Source organism: Parerythrobacter lutipelagi, assembly GCF_005434975.1.
Lineage (GTDB): Bacteria > Pseudomonadota > Alphaproteobacteria > Sphingomonadales > Sphingomonadaceae > Parerythrobacter_A > Parerythrobacter_A lutipelagi.
The window spans coordinates 717,364-731,641 of sequence record NZ_SKCJ01000001.1; the positions used below are offsets into that span (position 1 = coordinate 717,364).

At 60.8% G+C, this 14,278-nt stretch carries 27 protein-coding genes; 23 read left to right on the forward strand and 4 right to left on the reverse strand.

Annotated elements, in window-relative coordinates; all coding sequences use genetic code 11:
- Positions 1-52: 52 nt before the first annotated feature.
- Positions 53-1,084, reverse strand: a complete 1,032-nt coding sequence (gene pspF / locus E0502_RS03500; protein ID WP_137676562.1) for a phage shock protein operon transcriptional activator — start codon at positions 1,082-1,084, stop codon at positions 53-55.
- Positions 1,085-1,230: 146 nt separating this feature from the next.
- On the opposite strand from pspF, the gene E0502_RS15035 reads away from it, so the two are divergent.
- The 14 genes from E0502_RS15035 to E0502_RS03560 all read left to right on the forward strand — a co-directional run bounded on the left by E0502_RS15035 (position 1,231) and on the right by E0502_RS03560 (position 6,045).
- Positions 1,231-1,392, forward strand: a complete 162-nt coding sequence (locus tag E0502_RS15035) for a hypothetical protein (protein ID WP_161593696.1) — start codon at positions 1,231-1,233, stop codon at positions 1,390-1,392.
- A 77-nt stretch (positions 1,393-1,469) separates the two neighbouring features.
- Entirely contained in the window at positions 1,470-2,315 is an 846-nt protein-coding gene (pspA, locus tag E0502_RS03505; RefSeq protein WP_137676563.1) for a phage shock protein PspA, read from the forward strand.
- A 6-nt stretch (positions 2,316-2,321) separates the two neighbouring features.
- Complete coding sequence (gene pspB / locus E0502_RS03510) at positions 2,322-2,618, forward strand: envelope stress response membrane protein PspB (RefSeq protein ID WP_420813486.1); 297 nt, start codon at positions 2,322-2,324, stop codon at positions 2,616-2,618.
- Entirely contained in the window at positions 2,615-2,992 is a 378-nt protein-coding gene (pspC, locus tag E0502_RS03515; RefSeq protein ID WP_137676565.1) for an envelope stress response membrane protein PspC, read from the forward strand. Before pspB ends, pspC begins: the two co-directional genes overlap by 4 nt.
- A 21-nt stretch (positions 2,993-3,013) precedes the next feature.
- On the forward strand, positions 3,014-3,325 hold the full coding sequence (locus E0502_RS03520; RefSeq protein WP_240048842.1) for a hypothetical protein: 312 nt from the start codon (positions 3,014-3,016) through the stop codon (positions 3,323-3,325).
- A complete protein-coding gene (locus E0502_RS03525; protein ID WP_137676566.1) occupies positions 3,325-3,672 on the forward strand; it encodes a hypothetical protein in 348 nt (115 codons plus the stop codon). Before E0502_RS03520 ends, E0502_RS03525 begins: the two co-directional genes overlap by 1 nt.
- On the forward strand, positions 3,672-3,983 hold the full coding sequence (locus E0502_RS03530) for a hypothetical protein (RefSeq protein WP_137676567.1): 312 nt from the start codon (positions 3,672-3,674) through the stop codon (positions 3,981-3,983). The genes E0502_RS03525 and E0502_RS03530 overlap by 1 nt, the downstream gene beginning before the upstream one ends.
- On the forward strand, positions 3,983-4,300 hold the full coding sequence (locus E0502_RS03535) for a hypothetical protein (protein ID WP_137676568.1): 318 nt from the start codon (positions 3,983-3,985) through the stop codon (positions 4,298-4,300). Before E0502_RS03530 ends, E0502_RS03535 begins: the two co-directional genes overlap by 1 nt.
- A complete protein-coding gene (locus E0502_RS03540) occupies positions 4,297-4,551 on the forward strand; it encodes a hypothetical protein (RefSeq protein WP_137676569.1) in 255 nt (84 codons plus the stop codon). Before E0502_RS03535 ends, E0502_RS03540 begins: the two co-directional genes overlap by 4 nt.
- A 43-nt stretch (positions 4,552-4,594) precedes the next feature.
- Entirely contained in the window at positions 4,595-4,834 is a 240-nt protein-coding gene (locus E0502_RS03545) for a hypothetical protein (RefSeq protein ID WP_137676570.1), read from the forward strand.
- A complete protein-coding gene (locus tag E0502_RS15165) occupies positions 4,831-5,004 on the forward strand; it encodes a hypothetical protein (RefSeq protein WP_192895911.1) in 174 nt (57 codons plus the stop codon). Before E0502_RS03545 ends, E0502_RS15165 begins: the two co-directional genes overlap by 4 nt.
- A 45-nt stretch (positions 5,005-5,049) precedes the next feature.
- Positions 5,050-5,457 carry a SufE family protein gene (locus tag E0502_RS03550; RefSeq protein WP_137676571.1) on the forward strand — a complete coding sequence of 136 codons (408 nt, stop codon included), beginning with the start codon at positions 5,050-5,052 and terminating at the stop codon, positions 5,455-5,457.
- Positions 5,458-5,468: 11 nt separating this feature from the next.
- The gene (locus tag E0502_RS03555; RefSeq protein ID WP_137676572.1) at positions 5,469-5,816 is read left to right on the forward strand and encodes a YbaN family protein; all 348 of its coding nucleotides are present in this window, start codon (positions 5,469-5,471) and stop codon (positions 5,814-5,816) included.
- A 70-nt stretch (positions 5,817-5,886) separates the two neighbouring features.
- Positions 5,887-6,045, forward strand: a complete 159-nt coding sequence (locus E0502_RS03560) for a YqaE/Pmp3 family membrane protein (RefSeq protein ID WP_137676573.1) — start codon at positions 5,887-5,889, stop codon at positions 6,043-6,045.
- A gap of 109 nt (positions 6,046-6,154) precedes the next feature.
- On the opposite strand, the gene E0502_RS03565 is transcribed toward E0502_RS03560, so the two are convergent.
- Both E0502_RS03565 and E0502_RS03570 read right to left on the reverse strand, forming a co-directional pair.
- Complete coding sequence (locus E0502_RS03565; RefSeq protein ID WP_137676574.1) at positions 6,155-6,673, reverse strand: sterol desaturase family protein; 519 nt, start codon at positions 6,671-6,673, stop codon at positions 6,155-6,157.
- Positions 6,674-6,735: 62 nt separating this feature from the next.
- On the reverse strand, positions 6,736-7,161 hold the full coding sequence (locus E0502_RS03570; RefSeq protein WP_137676575.1) for an acyl-CoA thioesterase: 426 nt from the start codon (positions 7,159-7,161) through the stop codon (positions 6,736-6,738).
- A gap of 188 nt (positions 7,162-7,349) precedes the next feature.
- Here E0502_RS03570 and E0502_RS03575 point away from each other — a divergent pair, with 188 nt between their 5' ends.
- The 9 genes from E0502_RS03575 (at position 7,350) to E0502_RS03615 (ending at position 13,429) form a co-directional block, all read left to right on the forward strand.
- Positions 7,350-7,826, forward strand: coding sequence for a hypothetical protein (locus tag E0502_RS03575; protein ID WP_137676576.1), 477 nt, complete (start codon positions 7,350-7,352; stop codon positions 7,824-7,826).
- 86 nt (positions 7,827-7,912) lie between these two features.
- Positions 7,913-9,367 carry a 3-isopropylmalate dehydratase large subunit gene (leuC, locus tag E0502_RS03580; RefSeq protein ID WP_137676577.1) on the forward strand — a complete coding sequence of 485 codons (1,455 nt, stop codon included), beginning with the start codon at positions 7,913-7,915 and terminating at the stop codon, positions 9,365-9,367.
- Positions 9,368-9,561: 194 nt separating this feature from the next.
- A complete protein-coding gene (locus E0502_RS03585) occupies positions 9,562-9,735 on the forward strand; it encodes an isopropylmalate isomerase (protein WP_137676578.1) in 174 nt (57 codons plus the stop codon).
- Positions 9,735-10,340, forward strand: a complete 606-nt coding sequence (leuD, locus tag E0502_RS03590; RefSeq protein WP_192895912.1) for a 3-isopropylmalate dehydratase small subunit — start codon at positions 9,735-9,737, stop codon at positions 10,338-10,340. The genes E0502_RS03585 and leuD overlap by 1 nt, the downstream gene beginning before the upstream one ends.
- On the forward strand, positions 10,337-11,335 hold the full coding sequence (locus E0502_RS03595) for an NADPH:quinone oxidoreductase family protein (protein WP_137676580.1): 999 nt from the start codon (positions 10,337-10,339) through the stop codon (positions 11,333-11,335). Before leuD ends, E0502_RS03595 begins: the two co-directional genes overlap by 4 nt.
- Positions 11,336-11,416: 81 nt before the next feature.
- Entirely contained in the window at positions 11,417-11,740 is a 324-nt protein-coding gene (locus E0502_RS03600; RefSeq protein WP_137676581.1) for a DUF1476 domain-containing protein, read from the forward strand.
- Between the two features lie 4 nt (positions 11,741-11,744).
- Positions 11,745-11,987 carry a BolA/IbaG family iron-sulfur metabolism protein gene (locus E0502_RS03605; RefSeq protein ID WP_137676582.1) on the forward strand — a complete coding sequence of 81 codons (243 nt, stop codon included), beginning with the start codon at positions 11,745-11,747 and terminating at the stop codon, positions 11,985-11,987.
- A 25-nt stretch (positions 11,988-12,012) separates the two neighbouring features.
- Positions 12,013-12,342: a Grx4 family monothiol glutaredoxin gene (gene grxD / locus E0502_RS03610; RefSeq protein ID WP_137676583.1), complete on the forward strand. Its 330-nt coding sequence runs from the start codon at positions 12,013-12,015 to the stop codon at positions 12,340-12,342.
- A 295-nt stretch (positions 12,343-12,637) separates the two neighbouring features.
- Entirely contained in the window at positions 12,638-13,429 is a 792-nt protein-coding gene (locus E0502_RS03615) for an NUDIX hydrolase (protein ID WP_137676584.1), read from the forward strand.
- Between the two features lie 175 nt (positions 13,430-13,604).
- On the opposite strand, the gene E0502_RS03620 is transcribed toward E0502_RS03615, so the two are convergent.
- Positions 13,605-14,198, reverse strand: a complete 594-nt coding sequence (locus tag E0502_RS03620; protein ID WP_137676585.1) for a hypothetical protein — start codon at positions 14,196-14,198, stop codon at positions 13,605-13,607.
- Positions 14,199-14,278 lie beyond the last annotated feature (80 nt).

Here is a 14,278-nt window from a genome sequence, read left to right on the forward strand (position 1 = left end):
TGATTAATGTTGCATGATGGTGACAGGACGGGGGCACACCGCGACCCCGGGTTCAGCTTTCGTCGGCCAGCCCGTGCTTCTTGATGCAATGGCGCAGCTGATCGTAACTCAGGCCGAGTGCCTTGGCGGTCTGGCGCTGGTTCCAGCGATGCTTGCCCAGCGCATGTTCGACGATGAGCTTTTCATGCTCGTCAACCGCAGCACGCAGATCGTCGATATTTTCGAGACCGGCGGTCGGCCGCGCCTCTGACGATACGGATGTGCTGAAATCGGTCGAGTCCTTTTCGGGCTTCGCCTGAGGCAGCGGCTTCCACGGCGAATCGAACGGATCGAACTGCACATGGCCAATCGGCGATTCCCAGTTGTCCCACCGATAGACTGCCCGTTCGACCACATTGCGCAGTTCGCGGACATTGCCGGGCCACGGATAGTTCTCGAGCTGGTCTTCGACGTGACTGGAAAAACCGGGCCATTTTTCCCACCCGATCTCTGCTGCCATGCGGCGTCCGAAATAGTCGGCCAGCACGCCAATATCTCCTTCGCGTACCCGCAGCGGTGGCAGAGTGATGACTTCGAAGCTGAGCCGATCCAGCAAGTCGGCACGGAACTCGCCGGACGCCGCCAGCGCAGGAAGGTCTTCATTGGTTGCAGCAACGATCCGGACATCGACGTGGATCGGGCGGGAAGAACCGATACGGGTCACCTCGCCATATTCGACCGCGCGCAGCAGCCGTTCCTGCGCGGCCATCGAAAGCGTACCCAGTTCGTCGAGAAATAGCGTGCCTTTGTCGGCTTCTTCGAACCGGCCCGCGCGCGCCTTGGTAGCACCGGTAAATGCCCCGGCCTCGTGACCGAACAGTTCGGCTTCGATCAGCGTTTCAGGCAACGCCGCGCAGTTCATGATGACCAGCGGCTCGCCCCAGCGTTCGGACAACCGGTGCAGACGCTCGGCAATCAGTTCCTTGCCCGTCCCGCGCTCGCCGATCACCAGCACAGGGCGGCGCATCGGCGCGGCGCGCGAAGTCCGCTCGACCGCGTCGAGGAAAGCGCCGGACTGGCCGATATACTGGTTTTCCCGTTCCATGGGCCAACATATAGGGATTTTTCCCAATTCATGGCAATACGCGCCATCATGTCGTTCGTCGATTAGTATCAAATCACTGATAAAAGTTGGTTTTTTGAGTTTGGCACGGGCCTTGCTGATAGGTGAACAACACCAATCGGGAGGTAATGACCATGTACGATCGCAGCTTCTTCCAGACCAAACTCGGTCAGGCTGCTCTCGCCAGCATCGCTGCGATGTGCGCTTTCGTCGCACTGACCACGCAGATGCAGGTGAGCCCCGTCGTTCACGCCGCAGAACTGCAGCACGAGGTTGTAGAACTGGCATGATCATGCCCCCTGACACGAACCCCCTAGGTCCGGAGCGCTCCGCGAAAGCCCAGCGCATCCAGTCCCCCGCGTCCCCAATGGCTCGCGGCGGCGCTTCGGACCGCAATCCCCTTTCGCGGCTCGAAACGGAGATCGAACGTCTCCGCAAGAGCCCGACACCCACCCAGTCGCCTTCCACCCGCGACCGGATTCAAGACGTCTTCAACTCCGGAGTACCCTTCATGGGAATTTTCAGCCGTACTCGCGATATCGTCGCGGCCAATTTCAACGATATGCTCGACAAGGCCGATGACCCGGCCAAAATGATCCGCATGATCATCCTCGAAATGGAGGAAACCCTGGTCGAAGTCCGCGCCTCTGCCGCGCGCACCATTGCCGACCAGAAGGAAATGCACCGCGCCACGATCAAGCTCGACCGCCTCCAGGCCGACTGGTCCGAAAAGGCCCAGCTGGCGCTGAGCAAGGACCGCGAAGATCTCGCCCGGGCGGCGCTGGTCGAGCGCAAGAAAGCCGCTGACATGTCTGACCAGCTCAAGGCGGAAATCGCCGTGCTCGACGATGCTCTGCGGGCTTACGAGAAAGACATTCAGAAGTTGCAGAACCGCCTGCGCGAAGCCCGCAGCCGCCAGACCGCTATCGCGGCCCGGCTGGAAAGCGCGGAGAACCGCGTCAAGCTGCGCAGCCTGATGACGCACGAACGGGCCGACGACGCCTTGTCGCGTTTCGACCAGCTCGAACGCCGGGTCGACTATGCCGAAGGCCGCGCGGAATCGCTCGCCATCGCCGACGGCACGGGAACGCCGAGCCTGTCGGACGAGATCGCCGCGCTCGAAGGTGCGGACAAGATCGATGACGAACTCGAACAAATGAAGCGCGCGCTCGGCAAGGGCGCGGGCACCGATGACAAGAAAGACGAGGGCTAAGCCATGTTGGAAGACATTCTCGTACCCGCGATGTTCTTCATCGCGCTGCCGTGGCTCATTTTCCACTATGTGACCAAATGGAAAACCGCAGCCACGATCACCACCGACGACGAAGCGCTGCTGGACGATTTGTACCAGCTCGCCAAGCGCCTCGACGAGCGGATGGACACGGTCGAGCGGCTGGTTTCGGCAGACCATCCCGATTTCGAGAACACGCGGCTCCTGCCGAACCGCGAAAAACAGGATCAGCCGCTGCGCGAATTGGAACGCATGATGGCAGAGAAGAAGGGGGAAAGCCGGTGAACAGCTCGCGCACAACTTTATACAAGGATCCATACGGCAAGAAGCTGATGGGGGTCTGCGCAGGCATCGCCGACTATACCGGCGTGAACGCGATCTGGATCCGCCTCGCCGCGCTGGCCGGCCTGCCGCTCACCGGCGGCATTATCATCCCGATCTACATCCTGATGGGCCTGCTGCTGAGCAAGAAGCCGCCGCACCTCTACGCCGATCCGGGCGAGCAGAAATACTGGCAGCGCGTGCGGCAGAACCCGAAGCGCACGACGCGGGAAATCCGCAGCCAGATGCGCGACGTGGATCGCCGCCTGGCCGAAGTCGAAGCCTATTATGTCAACAACAACCCGCGCCTGACGGCCGAAATCGAACAGCTGCGCTAAGCCAGAACGGAGGGATTGAACGTGGGTGAATTGATCGGATTGGTAGCCGTTTCCGCCCCTTTTCTCATGGTCCTCGGGATCGTGTGGATCGGGAGCCAGAAGAAACTGGAAGAGAAGCGCATAGCCGCGACCGCTGAAATGAGCAGCGAAAAGGCAGCACAATACGCGAGCCACACTGCAGAACTTGAACAGCGCGTCCGCGTACTTGAGCGAATTGTCACTGATCGCGGATACGACATCGCGACCCAGATCGAGGCTCTGCGCGACCAGAAACAGGTCGAAGACACCGACAACGGTGTGCCACTCGGCATCGATCGGAAGGAAACAGCATAATGGATTGGGGCAGTCCCGAATTTGTCGTCGCGATTATCGCGCTCAGCACCATCGGATGGCTGGTCAACAACTGGATCCGCGCGAAACACGGTTACGAGCTGGAAGACGAGTGGGGCGGCAAAACCAAGCCGCGCGACACGGCGCAAAGCAAGGAATTGAAAGCGGAAAACACGGCGCTCCGCGGCCAGATCGACGAGATGCAGGACCGCATGATCGTGCTCGAAAAAATTGTCACCGACCGCGGCTATTCGCTCCGCGAGGAAATCGAAGCTCTGCGCGATGTGCCGGGCACCATCAAACCGGACAGCGGCGTACCGCTTTCGATCGACACGAAAGAGAAAGCCTGATGGACTTCCCAATCACAGAAACAGCCATGATTGCCGGCGTGGCGATCATGACCGGCGGATGGGTGATCAACACCTGGATGCGCATGCGCCACGGCTATCCCCTCGAAAACAGCTGGGGCAAGGCAATCTATCCGAAGAAAACGGAGGCTGAAGAGCGGGTCACCTTGCTGACTCAGGAAAACGCGCAGCTGCGGGCAGAACTGGGATCGATGAAAGACCGGCTCAACAATGTCGAGCGCATCGTGACCGACAGCGGATACCAGCTGACCCACGAGATCGACCGCCTGCGCGAAGAGACGGAAGTCAACTGATGGACGGCGATCTACTCCTCATATTCTGCTTTGTGACTGTGCTGGCGGTGATTGTATTCACGTTTGCCCGCACGACGCATCGCAGAACAATCGAACATGAAGAGCGCAAGCTCGAACTGATTGCCCGCGCGGAGGAAGCCAGACATGGCGGTGGCGGTAAAGGCGACAACCGGCTCGAGGAACGTGTCCGTGTTCTGGAACGCATCGCGACCGAGAACCGCAGCGACCTGGCAGCGCAGATCGAGCAGTTGCGCGATCTCGACATGATCGAGGATCTGACGACAGACAAGACGACCGCCAAGGAGCGCGCCCGATGAGCTGGTATGTGGCCCTCCTGATCTTTGCCATCGTCATGATTGTGATCGAACGCAATCGCACGGTTCGCGGCCTGCGGCACGGGCAAGGCGAGCAGGATGATCGCGAACAGCACCCGTCGCACCATGAGGCGGAGACCGAGCAGGAACTGAGAGAACTGCGTGAGCGGGTCAAAGTGCTCGAACGGATCACAGTCGACGGGCGTGAAGCCAGAGCAATCGCCGAAGAAATCGAAGAACTCAGGAAGAAATAGGAACACCCCAGGATTTGGCCCGGCCAAAGGGAGGAGAGGCACCATGAACGAACAGATCATCATCGCACTGGCTACCTTGACGGGCCTGACAATTTTCTCGCTCACTGCGATGCGCTGCTGGCAGGGCTGGCTCACGCTGAAAGAGCGTGAACTGGAACAACCGGTGCACCGTAAGTTCGAAATGGAGAACGGATCGCCCGAAGGCGCGGCCCGGATCGAAATCGCCGACCTCAAGGAACGCCTGCGCAAGCTCGAAGCGATTGCCAGCGGAGTGGACCTTTGAGCTCGTCAGGCGACGCGGCGCGCGCGGGCATCGGGCTTGGCAGTGCAATCGCCGTTGCGATCAGCTGGAGCCTGCACCAGTCGATCATCTGGGCGATCGTCCATGGGTTCTTCAGCTGGTTCTACGTTATCTATTACGCTCTGACCCGGCCCGGCGGCATCGCGGGCTGAGCACTACCCCTTTCGCTTTGGCGCGACGATACCTAATTGCGCAGCATGCGAAGTCTCGATGATATCCAGGAAGAATACGAGTTTCTCGAAGGCGACGAGCGTTATCGCTTGTTGATCGAACTGGGCCGTGAGCTGGATGAAATGCCCGACGCGCTCAAGACCGATGCCACGCTGGTGCGCGGCTGTTCGGCCAGCGTGTGGGTCTATCCGACCGATCAGGACGCTGCGCTGCACTTCCTCGCAGACAGCAATGCTGCAATCACCAAGGGGATTGTCGCGCTGGTTATCGCAGCGGTTCAGGACAAGCCGGCTGAAGAAGTTGCGCGAATGGACATCGCCGCCGCGCTAGGCCCGTTCGATCTGTCCAATCAGCTGTCGTCCAACCGGACTCAGGGCATTCCCAACATGATCAGCCTGGTGAAGGAGCATGCGGCGCGTCTCGCCGCGTGCTGACCCCGGCGGCGATGCGCAGCCTCTATCTCGCAGGCGGCATATTCTTTGTCGGTCTAGGTGCCATCGGCGCGGCGCTGCCGATCCTGCCAACCGTTCCCTTCTTGCTGCTGGCAGTGTTCTGCTTTGCGCGCAGCAATCCGGCGTGGGAACGGAAGATCCTCGACCACCCGCAATGGGGCCCGCAAGTCCGCAACTGGACGGAGCGGCGTGCGATCAACCGCCGCGCCAAGGTCATGGCGATCGGCGCGATGGCGACCGGTGCGGCGGTCACCTATCTGACGCTGGGCCACCCATGGTACTGGCTCTCGCTAGCCATCCTGCTGATCTGCGGCAGCTGGATCTGGACGCGCAACGAATAACCCGGCGGAACGATCGCAGAGGCAAGCCATTGATAGTCCAACACGGACAGTCACCCGAAAGGACATATCAATGGGCATTATTACACTTATTCTCACCATCCTGATCCCGCCGCTGGGCGTTGCACTCAAGCATGGCTTCGGCGGCACTGCGCTGCTCAACCTGGTGCTGACGCTGCTCGGCTATATCCCCGGCCTGATCCACGGGCTTTATGTGAATTACGCCAACTGACATCGGCGAATTGCGACACGTGATCGAGCGTGTAATGGTCGGCAGCGCAACTTTGCGCCGTCGGCCGTTTTTTTCTTTCAACTTGTATGGTGCGGCGCGCAGTGCGCCGTTACGCCCCCGCGCTTTCGCGCACGATGGCAATGCCCTGTTCGCGCTGACGCTTGAGATCCGCTTTCAGCGCGGCCGGATCGCGCGCAAGGATGAAGCCGAAGCTGACCCCGCCTTCCTTGCCGATCGTCGCATGGTGCAGCTTGTGCGCCTGGACCAGCCGCTTGGCGTAGCCGCGTTTCGGCACCCAGCGGAAATACCGCTGATGGACCAGCCCATCGTGGACCAGCGTATAGATTATCCCGTAAGCGAGGATCCCCAGACCGATCCATGTCGCCGGCCACCATGCACCGGCCCCCATGACCAGCGGGCTACCCAGCGCGAACATGGAAATGCTCATGACAGCGCCGACCACCCCGTAGAGATCGTTTTTCTCAAACGCTTTGTCGTGCGGTTCATGATGATCGCGGTGCCATGCCCAGCCGAAGCCGTGCATGATGTATTTGTGGCTCGACCAAGCGACAAATTCCATCGCGAGGACGGTTGCGAGCACGATCAGAATGGCGAACAGCGTATCCATTGTCCCGTCTTCATAGCCCGCGCACTTGTGCAGGGCAAAGGCCGATACGGAAATCGCGGCTGTCAGTCCGCAGTATCGGTGTCCGGTTTGCGCGGCAGGCCGAAGAAGGTCTCCGCCACTTCACGACTTATCCGGGCCGGCCGCAGGCTCTCGGCATCGATGCAGCACCACATGCTTGTCACTTCGGCCAACACATCTTCGCCGCGGCGGATCACCGTGTTGTAGAAGCTGCGCGCACCGGCGATCCGTTCCAGCACCGTCTCTGCGATCACGTCATCGTCGAGAAATGCGGGCTTGCGATAGGTTATCTCATGCTTGAGCGCGACCCACGCCTTGCTCGCGACTTCCTCTGCCGGCGCGAGTTTGTTCCAGTGTGCCAGCACGACATCCTGCACCCAGCCAAGATAGCGGGCGTTGTTTACATGGCCCATGAAGTCGATGTCTTCGGGCAGAACGCGGATGGGGAATGTGAAGGGCTTTGCTGACATGCGTGTCAGTTAGCTATCCATTGCTTACAATACCATGACTATCGCCGGAAATGATCCTGCGAAATGGATTTGTTGCCCGAATGTCGCAAAAGCAGGCAACTTTCTATCGTCCGACAACCGCATTCTGCTGCCGTTCATAAAAAGGCGCTATTTTATGAACAGGTGGACGAAAGACAAAGGAACCGAACATGAATACCAAGTTCAAGCTTATCGCCGCCAGCCTTGCAGCACCGCTGGCTATCGGCCTCGCAGCACCAGCCGTTGCCGCGCCTTATGGCAACTGGGACCGCGACCAACGGGAGTATCGCGAGCGCGGTGACCAGCGGGACTATCGCGCACGCGGCCATCAGCGCGACTATCGTGACGTTCGGGGCGCTCGGCAGATCGAGCGCAAGCTAAACCAGCTTCGCCGCGACATCCGGCAGGCCCGCCGCAGCGGTGAGTTGAGCCGCAACCAAGCCTATTCGGTCCGCTCCCGGCTCGAGGCAGCCGAACGGTCTTACTTCGCGTTCGCCCGCAACGGTTTGTCGCGTCACGATATCCGGACTGTCAATTGGCGCATCAGCCAGGCCTATGACGTGCTTGACCGCGCGCGCTACAACAGCGCCCGGGTCGACAACCGGCGCGATTATCGCGACGATTATCGCGGCGGCTACCGCCGCTGATCGTGCAAAGGTGAAAGCCCGATGGCGAGCGGGCTGAAGTTTTCCTCGCTTGCTCACTTGGGGGCGGCCGGCCTAGGCGACATGCCATGGCCAGCCGCCCCCAAACACATCCGAGCATTCGTCCGCGCACACTCTACGAGAAAATCTGGGACGCCCATGTCGTCGAGACACGCGAAGACGGGACCAGCATCCTCTTTATCGACCGGCATCTGGTGCATGAAGTCACCAGCCCGCAAGCCTTCGAGGCATTGCGTCTGGCCGGTCGCACAGTCCGCCGCCCGGATCTGACGCTGGCGGTTCCCGACCACAATCTGCCAACGACAGCCCGCGTGGACGGGGACGGGAAACGCATTCCCATCGCCGATCCGCAAAGCGCCGCCCAGCTCGCTGCGCTGGAAGCCAACGCGCCCGCATTCGGCATAGAATATATCAGCGCCACCGCCGCCGCGCAGGGCATTGTCCATGTCGTCGGCCCGGAGCAGGGCTTCTCTCTGCCCGGCTCGACCATCGTTTGCGGGGACAGCCACACCGCTGCCCATGGCGGAATAGGCGCACTCGCTTTTGGCATCGGCACCAGTGAAGTCGAACATGTCCTGGCGACGCAAACACTCCAGTTGAAGCGCGCGAAGACGATGGAGGTTCGCGTCGACGGCGAACTTGGTCCGGGCGTGACATCGAAGGATCTGATCCTCCATATCATCGGCGTAATCGGCACTGCGGGCGGCACCGGACATGTCATTGAATATCGCGGCGACGTATTCGAACGCATGAGCGTCGAAAGCCGCCTGACCGTCTGCAACATGAGCATCGAAGCCGGTGCACGGGCCGGACTGATCGGCCCGGACGAGACTGTGTTCGCCTATCTCAAGGGCCGGCCCTACGCACCATCCGGCAACGATTGGGACCGCGCCGTCGACTATTGGCGCGGTCTGAAATCCGATACCGGCGCTGAATTCGATACCTCGGTCCGCATCGATGCAGCGGATATCGAACCCACGGTAACGTGGGGCACAAGCCCGGAAGACACCGCGCCGATCGGCGGCGCCGTGCCTGACCCGGAAAGCTTTGCCGACCCTTCAAAGCAGACCGCTGCGCGCAAGAGCCTGGAATATATGGGGCTTCAGCCCGGCCAGCAATTGACCGATGTCGCAGTGCAGGCGGTGTTTATCGGGAGCTGCACCAACAGCAGGATCGAAGACCTGCGCGCCGCCGCCGATGTGCTGCGCGGCAAACATATCTCGGCCAATATCGAATGGGGCATTGTCGTCCCCGGCTCCGGCCTGGTGAAACGGCAGGCTGAGGAAGAGGGGCTGGACAGGATCTTCATCGACGCGGGGCTCGAATGGCGCGAGCCGGGCTGTTCGGCCTGTCTCGGCATGAACCCGGACAAGGTCTTGCCCGGCAAACGCTGCGCATCGACCAGCAACCGCAATTTCGTCGGCCGTCAGGGGCCCGGTGCGCGCACCCACTTGATGAGCCCCGCAATGGCGGCGGCCGCCGCGCTGACGGGAAAACTCACAGACGTTCGCGATCTGGTATGACAATCGCCACTTGCCACTGCGGTGCAGTGACGCACTGGAGCTTGACCGAGCATTGTCCGGGAGACCGGGTGGGGATCGACATGTGGCTGTTCGCCCCAAGCGAGTTGAGCGGAACAGACATTTGATCGAAACAGACGGGCCACTCACCGCACTCAACCCTTGCCAGAATCCAGCCCCAACCCCATGAGAAAGACATGACAAAGAAAATCACCGGGAAGGCTGCCATGGCAGCTGGCGCCATCGGGTCGGCGGCGATTGCTGCGGCCCTGCTCTATGCCAACAAGCGCAAGGAGGCGAAAGACAGCAAGCCGCCCAGAACCTCGATCGCGCCGCACACGCCGACCGGCGAGCCGCCTGAAACCGATTGATGGAACCGGTCTCGACCATTCAGGGACGCGCAATTCCTTACGGCGCGAAAAACGTCGACACCGACGTGATCATCCCGGCACACTGGCTCAAGACCATCAGCCGCGAAGGGCTTGGCAAAGGCGCGTTCGAGACTGTCCGCGCGCAACCGGGCAATGTGTTCGATGATTCCGCATATGCCGGTGCGCCGATCCTGATCGCCGGTGACAATTTCGGCTGCGGGTCGAGCCGTGAGCACGCAGCATGGGCGCTGCTCGATCTCGGCATTGCCGCAGTCATCGCGCCGAGTTTTTCCGATATCTTCAGCGGCAACGCTTTCAAGAACGGCATTCTGACTGTCGAACTGCCGCAAGAACAAGTCGACCGCCTGCTGGAAGTCGCGCAGAGCGATCCGGTCACTATCGATCTCGACACCCAGACAGTCACGACCCCGTTTCAGGATCGCTTCGCTTTCGAGGTCGATCCTTTTCGCAAGCATTGCCTGATCGGCGGGCTCGATGAAGTCGCGCTGACACTCGAACGCGATGCCGCCATTTCAGATTATGAGAGCCGCCATGCTCAGCAGATGCCGTGGCTTGCCCGAGGAACTACGGAGAAAGTTGCATGAAAGCCCTGCGCACCCACGCCACCGGTGGCCCGGAAACGCTGACCCTGGACGAAATCGATCCGCCGGCACCCGGCAAGGGAGAAGTGCTGGTCGATGTGAAAGCCTGCGCGATCAACTTTCCCGACACGTTGATCATTCGCGACCTGTACCAGTTCAAGCCGGAACGCCCTTTCGCACCGGGTGGTGAAATCGCTGGCGTGATCGAAGCGGTCGGCGAAGGGGTCGAAGGCTACAAGGTCGGCGACCGGGTGATGGCTGGGATCGGCAATGGCGGGCTGGCGGAAAAGGTCGTTGTCCCGGCTGGCCGGATGTTCCCCGTTCCCGATGGCGTGCCGTTCGAAAAAGCGGCATCTCTGCTGATGACCTACGGCACGACCATCCATGGCCTCAAGGACCGCGGCCATATCAAACAGGGCGACACTGTGCTCGTGCTCGGGGCGGCGGGCGGCGTCGGCCTGTCGGCGGTTGAACTGGCCAAGGCTTTCGGCGCGCGCGTGGTCGCCGCTGTTTCTTCCGAAGAGAAAGGCGAAGTCGCCCGCAAGGCCGGGGCGGACGAAGTCGTGATCTACCCCAAGGGTGAAATGGACAAGGCCGCTTCGAAGGAACTGGCCGGCGCGTTCAAGGCCGCTTGCGGCCCGGAAGGCGCCAATATTGTTTATGATATCGTCGGCGGGCAATATTCCGAACCCGCGCTTCGCTCCATAGCATGGGAGGGGCGCTTCCTCGTTGTCGGGTTCCCGGCCGGCATCGCGAAGATGCCGCTCAACCTGACTCTGCTCAAGAGCTGCGACATTGCCGGCGTATTCTGGGGCGCGTTTACCGCGCGCGAACCGGTCAAGTTCCGCGCGCAAGTCGAAGAGCTGTTCGACCTGATGAAGGCCGGCAAGATCGACCCGCTGGTCTCCGAAACCTTCCCCCTCGAGCGCGGCGGTGATGCCATCGCCAAGCTGGAAAGCAGGCAGGCGGTGGGCAAGCTGGTCGTCACAATGGACTGACCGGCGCACAATGCCGCTTGCCCGGGAGGGACGCGGCACCTATTTCAAGCACAGTGAATAGTTTCCTTTTGTGAGGGCCGAATGACTGATTTCAAAGACCGTGAGCGCGCCGAAGAAGCCAAGTTTGCGATGGATGAGGACACCGCTTTCCGCGTTGCCGCGCGCCGTAACCGTTTGCTTGGTGCATGGGCTGCAGAGCTGATGGGCCTGACCGAAGAAGAAGCCGACGCCTACAAGAAGGCCGTTGTTCAGGCCGATTTCGAGGAAGCCGGTGATGAAGACGTGATCCGCAAGGTGCTGGGCGATTTGACCGCTGCAGAATGCGATGTCAGCGAAGCCGACATCCGCGCCAAACTGGAAGAGTGCTCGATCGAAGCGCGTCGCCAGTTCATGAGCGAGGGCTGATCGGATGCCGATGGCGGCAGAAGATATCGTCAGCATGATCGAAGCCGCTCTGCCCGGCGCAGAAGTGGAAATGCGCGATCTGGCCGGTGACAACGATCACTGGGCAGCCAAGGTTGTTGCGCCGCAATTCGCGGGCAAAAGCCGGGTTCAGCAGCACAAGATGGTTTACGATGCGCTTGGCGGCAACATGGGCGGCACCTTGCACGCCTTGCAACTGACGACGCAAGCCCCCACTTCCGACGCATAGACGCAAACTGCCAGACGGAAATCCTATGTCCGAGACCAACACCCGCATCGACGAAATCGTCAAGAAGAACGATGTCGTCCTGTTCATGAAGGGAACCCCGCTGTTCCCGCAATGCGGCTTTTCCAGCCGTGCCGTCGCGATCCTCGATCATTGCGGCGTCGCCTACGAAAGCGTGGACGTGCTGCAAGACATGGAAATCCGCCAGGGAATCAAGGCCTATTCCGACTGGCCGACCATCCCGCAGCTGTATGTGAAGGGTGAATTCCTCGGCGGAAGCGACATCATGATGGAGATGTTCGAAGCGGGCGAACTCCAGACAGTCATGACCGAAAAAGGCGTCGCGAAAGCGGAGTAACCCGGTCAGTCCGAGACCACAAAGAAAGGCCCGGTTCGTGTTGCACGAACCGGGCCTTCTTTTTTCGGGTCGGGCAACCCGGGAGACCGTGGGTTGCACCTGTTATCGAGGACCAATCGATATGTGTTACAATATGCAGGACGCGTGCCAGAACTTTTGAACCGCAGTTTTCCGCGCTCTGCAGTGGTTAACAGGAATTGGCCGAGCTGGCAGTTGTAAAACTTTCCGACGGCCCGGATCAAGTGCCGGCGCATGACGCTTGGCAAAAGCGGGGCGCTGGGCCAAACACCTAAGCATGGCAGAACACGAAATACACCCAGGCGCGAACGCCGATGGCATTCCCGCTGCAACCGTCGTGGTCTTTCGCCGCGCCGGGGATGGCGGGCCGCCAGAATTGCTGATGGTAACCCGGTCGCGCAGCATGACCTTTGCCGGCGGTGCCGCTGTGTTCCCGGGCGGTAGGGTGGACCCGGCGGATTACGATCTCGCCAGTGCCACCGCCAGCGATCTGCCGCATGACGAAGTCGCTCATCGCATCGCCGCCATTCGCGAAACGCTGGAAGAGACCGGGCTTGCGATCGGCCTGAAGGGCGCGATTGATGCCGCTGCGGCACAAAAGGCGCGGGCACTGCTGCTGGAGGACGGCGCCATCGCGCCTGTGCTTGAGGCAATGGGCTGGACGCTTCAGATCGACGCAGTGCTGCCGTTTGCGCGCTGGTTTCCCAAGAACGAGCGCATTCCGCGCGTGTTCGACACGCGCTTCTACCTCGCCGATCTTGGAACGGGCGCGGTCGATATCGCAGTCGACGAAACCGAGAACACGAAACTGTTCTGGATCACCGCACAAGGCGCGCTCGATGCCGCAGAGCGCGGCGACCTCTCCGTAATCTATCCCACGCGGCGCAATCTCGAACGGCTGGCGCAATTCGGCAGTTTTGCCCGCGCAGCAGAAGATTGCGCCCGCTTCCCGGTAAAAACGATCGCACCTTTCCTGTCGGTCGAAGGCGAGCAACGCTGGCTGCGCATACCGGACGATGCGGGCTATCCGATCACCGGCGAGCCGCTGGATGACGTGATGCGCGGGTGATTGCCACCGCCGCTGCAACGCAAGCCTCCTGGCGGGCACCTCGGCCGAATGAATCAATTGGCGCGCCCGGCAGACAAAGATTGGAAGCTGCCTGCCCGGCGTCAGGAGGCATCGAGCGATAGCCGAATTTCAGCTGTTGAGTGGAAAGCGGACCGCATTCCTCGGCACCCGAAACTCAGCTTTCGCGCCTGGCGAAATGCCGCTCGTTCTCTTGTGCGAACATGGCCTTGATCGCATCCCCGTCGGACGGCTCCTCCGCCAATGTTTCCGGGTCCCACTGATGACGTTCGGTCTCGAAAAAGTCGCCATCATAGATGTGGATACCGCCGGTGAAGCGTTGAAGCGGGTTGGTAACGGAATGGATCGCGTTTGAAGGCAGGTATGCGATATCACCTTCGAACAAGCAGTTGGCTTCATAGGCCTCTATGCCGTCGTCACTCCGTCGCCACAGGATGTTGTCCTCGCGCCCGGTATAGATGCCGATCAGAGCCTTCATCATATGGTCGTGTGGCAGGAGATTCATCTGCGGCGTCCAGTGCGCTGCAAATATGGTGAAGTCCGGCGAGGAGTACATAACATCGAGGCCTGCCTTGGTTGGACCGCCAAGAGCTCTCAGCACAGCATGATGATCCTTGAGCTCAGCGGCCAGAACCTCGCCAACGGCTTCCATGCCCTGAGCGCGGTGAGCCCTCACGCAGTCCTCAACAAAGCGGTCGCGGTCGAATGCGCGCTGGCGGGTTCTCGGTTTCCGGTCGTCCGTTGTTTCCATCGAAAATGCTCTCCTCGCCGACGCCGCGGCCAAGACTGCGGTCCCTTGCGCCAGCATGGCTCTGCGCGAAATGGCAGAGG